The sequence below is a fragment of the Corallococcus llansteffanensis genome (assembly GCF_003612055.1).
GTDB classification, from domain to species: Bacteria; Myxococcota; Myxococcia; order Myxococcales; family Myxococcaceae; genus Corallococcus; species Corallococcus llansteffanensis.
The window spans coordinates 1-3,348 of record NZ_RAWB01000812.1; the positions used below are offsets into that span (position 1 = coordinate 1).

At 69.4% G+C, this 3,348-nt stretch carries 2 protein-coding genes and 1 pseudogene; 2 read left to right on the forward strand and 1 reads right to left on the reverse strand.

All coding sequences use genetic code 11. The features are described 5' to 3' along the window. Positions 1–100 precede the first annotated feature (100 nt). Complete coding sequence (locus tag D7V93_RS40565; protein WP_120648363.1) at positions 101–514, reverse strand: hypothetical protein; 414 nt, start codon at positions 512–514, stop codon at positions 101–103. A 406-nt stretch (positions 515–920) separates the two neighbouring features. Between D7V93_RS40565 and D7V93_RS40570 the strand changes: the two genes are divergently transcribed. Further along, positions 921–2,837, forward strand: coding sequence for a thiamine pyrophosphate-binding protein (locus tag D7V93_RS40570; RefSeq protein ID WP_120648364.1), 1,917 nt, complete (start codon positions 921–923; stop codon positions 2,835–2,837). Positions 2,838–2,843: 6 nt separating this feature from the next. Further along, positions 2,844–3,348, forward strand: a pseudogene (locus tag D7V93_RS40575) (3-oxoacyl-[acyl-carrier-protein] synthase III C-terminal domain-containing protein); the annotation flags it as partial.

Below are 3,348 nucleotides of genomic sequence, written 5' to 3' on the forward strand. Positions count from 1 at the left end.
TTTCAGGACAGGGGGTGGGCGGGAGCAGGACCCCGCCCGACAAGGGAGGCGGTGGACCCGGAGGTCATCACCGCCCTCACCTTGTAGGTTGGGCGGAACGTCAGGCCGCCGCGTCCTCTTCCTTCGACGGCTCCGACCCGTTCACGATCCAGTCGATGGCCTTGTGCTCCCAGTCCGGATCCTTCGACGCGTCGATGTAGCGCTCCCACTCGTACACGCCGCTCTGCTTCGCCATGCGCACCATCATCAGGCGGGCCACGGTGCTGTCGAGCACCACCGTCGAGCGGACCATGCCGTTCTGCTTCAGCCAGCCCATCGCCTGCTTGGTGATCTCCTGCGTCTCCGGCGGGTTCGCCTTCTGGCCCCGGATGTCCACCAGCACGCCGAAGGGCCGGCCCTTCTTCACCGCCACCTTCGTCTTGAGATCCTCGAACCAGGCCTTGGCTTCGGCAGGCGTGATGTAGCCCGACGCATTCATCCGGAAGCCGAACTCCGTCCGCAAATTCTCAGCCATGACAACCCCCACTTTGAATTGGTGGTGCGCGTCTTTCCGTGCGACCCGAACCGGAGGCGGCGCACCCTCGAAGCCTACTCCAGCCAACACGTCCATGGATCCACACTCGCGTGGCTTCCGTACGCGCGAACCGTCCGCTCGAGCCGTCCCGCGCTCCCCGTGAAACCAGGAAGGTCCGTATCCGTGGACGGAGGAAATCGTCGTGAACTGTAAGAATCCAGCGTCACGCAAACTTTCCAAGGTTTTTACTTCCCAATCGCCGACAGTCTCGCTAGGAAGGCGATGCATCTTTTCAGCACCCCCGCAAAACTGCCGCATGCATCGAGGGTTCTTCCCCGGACTCGGTGGCAGCGACTCGCCGTGTAGTCGAGTCTAACGGGACCCGGGGCCTTGGAGACGCCGCCCGATGTCTACCTCCTCGCTCGCTGAGCTGCAGTCCGTTCCCTCGTCCACGAAGAGGACCGAGTTGTCGGTGGAGGCGCTTCGTCATGAAGCTCCGACCGCCGGGCAGGTGAACGTGCTCGAGGCGCGGCATGGCGACCCCATCCCGATGTACGGGGATGCGAACGCACGCGGCTTCAAGACGGTGGAGGACCTGTCCGTCACCGACTGCGTCATCGCGCACCTGGAGGCCGAAGAGGTGGATGCGGTGTTCGGCGTCCCGGGCGGCAACATCGCGCCGTTCCAGCAGGCGCTGCGCAAGCACGCCTCCATGCGCTTCATCATCGCGTCCCATGAGTCCGGGGCGGCGTTCATGGCGGATGGCTACGCGCGCGCCACGGGCAAGCTGGGCGTGTGCATGGTGACGGCGGGCCCCGGTGCCACGAACGCGCTGACGGGGGTCGCCTCCGCGCACCTGGACGGCGTGCCGCTGCTGGCCATCAGCGGCAACGTCCCCACGGAACGCGTCGGCCTGATGGCCCTCCAGGAGAGCAGCAGCACCCACGGCGTGAACACGGTGGAGATGTTCCGCCAGGCGTGCGCCAGCTCCGTGGGGGTCGGGGATGCGCAGAGCTTCCAGCGCCTGCTGGCGCGTTCGCTGCGCACCGCGCAGGGGCTGCCCGGCGGCGCCGCGCACCTGAGCATCCCGGCCAACATCGCGCGCCAGCCCATCCACCGCGCCACGGTGCCCACCACGCGCGGCGCCTTCCGCGCGCGGCCCCCGTCCGCTCCCTTCGAGGACCTGCGCGCCGCCTTCACCATGCTGCGCACCGCGCGCCGTCCGCTCATCTTCCTGGGCTCGGGCGCGCGTGAGGCGATGGGGCAGCACGGTGAGGCGTTCAACGCCTTCATCACGCAGCACGGCATCCCGGTGGCCACCAGCGTGCGCGCCAAGGGGCTCTTCTCCGAGCGCGAGGCGCTCTCGCTGGGCGTGCTGGGGCTCGCGGGCAGCAAGCGCTCCGAGACGTACCTGCGCGACGGCGTGGATGTCCTGCTGGTGCTGGGCAGCCGCCTGGGCGAGTGGGCCACCCGCAGCTTCCACAAGCACTTCCAGGCCATCCACCACGTCATCCAGGTGGACGTGAACGCGGCCAACATCGGCCAGTTCCTGCCGGTGCGGCTGCCCATCGTGGCGGACGTGGGTTCGGTGGTGACGGGCCTGGCGGAGCTGGGGCAGATGATTGGCCCGTCCAGCGGCGCGCGCGTGCAGGAGCGCTGGTCGCAGGTGATGGCGCTGAAGGAGCCCGCGCCCCACGTGCGCGCTGCGCAGGCCGAGGGCATGGTGAAGCCGCAGCAGTTGATGGCGGAGCTGGACAAGCACCTGGGTCCGGACATGGACCTGTACATCGACATGGGCAACTGCACGGCCTGGACGTCGAACATGCTGCACGTGACGCCCCCGACGCGCGTCTTCTACCCGTGTGGCCTGTCGTCCATGGGCTGGTCCTGCGGCGCCGTCATTGGCGGCAAGCTTGGCCGCCCGGAGCGCGCCGCGGTGGCCATCACCGGTGACGGTGCGTTCCTGATGAACGGCGTGGAGATGCTCACCGCCTCGCGCTACCGCGTGGGGACGGTGACGATCGTGCTCAACGACAACTTCCTGGGCACGGTGAATCACGGCGAGCACGTGCAGGACCGGTCGTACCCGCTGGAGGACGAGTTCTACAGCCTGGGCAACCCGGACCTGGAGCGTTTCTCCGAGTCGCTGGGCGCGCGCGCCTACACGGTGACGGCACCGGGAGAGCTGGACGCCCTCCTGCCGGAGGCGCTGCGGCGCGCGGACGAGACGGGCCAGCCGCAGGTCATCATCGCGCGCATCGACTACCGCGAGGTGCCGCCCTACGGCGAGCGCTTCGCCGCGGTGGCGTCGGACGCGACGTAGCGCATCATGACGTCCCCCACGTACGCGCTGCTGGGAGTGGGCGCCGCGGTGCCCGCCCAGGTGCGCGGCAACGACGACCCGCTCTTCGAGCCCCTGCGCCGTGCCGCCGCCGCGGGCGGTGGTGAGCACGCGCTCTTCTACGGCAACCGGGAGCGCCGGGTGCTTGCGCCCGGTGAGTCGCTGGCGTCGCTCACCGCGAAGGCCGGCGCCGCCGCGCTCGAGGACGCGGGGTTGACGCCCGCCGACGTGGACCGGCTCTACGGCTACGTGTCGGTGTCGGAGTTCGTCACGCCCAACGCGCTCTACGCCGTCCACCGGGAGCTGGGGCTGGGGCAGGGCGCCCTGGTGGTGCCGGTCCAGACGGACTTCGTGAACTTCCTCATGGGCGTGGTGCTGGCGTGGGAGGCGCTGCGCGCGGGCAGCGTGCGGCACGCGCTGGTGGCCGTGGGCTCCGCGTGGACGCGCAACGTGGACTACACGCAGGGCCACGCCATCGGCATCGGGGATGGGG

Bases quoted from the DNA above. Each gene is read 5' to 3' on its own strand.
- D7V93_RS40570 (WP_120648364.1), top strand. From the start codon at position 921: ATGTCTACCTCCTCGCTCGCTGAGCTGCAGTCCGTTCCCTCGTCCACG.
- D7V93_RS40565 (WP_120648363.1), bottom strand. From the start codon at position 514: ATGGCTGAGAATTTGCGGACGGAGTTCGGCTTCCGGATGAATGCGTCG.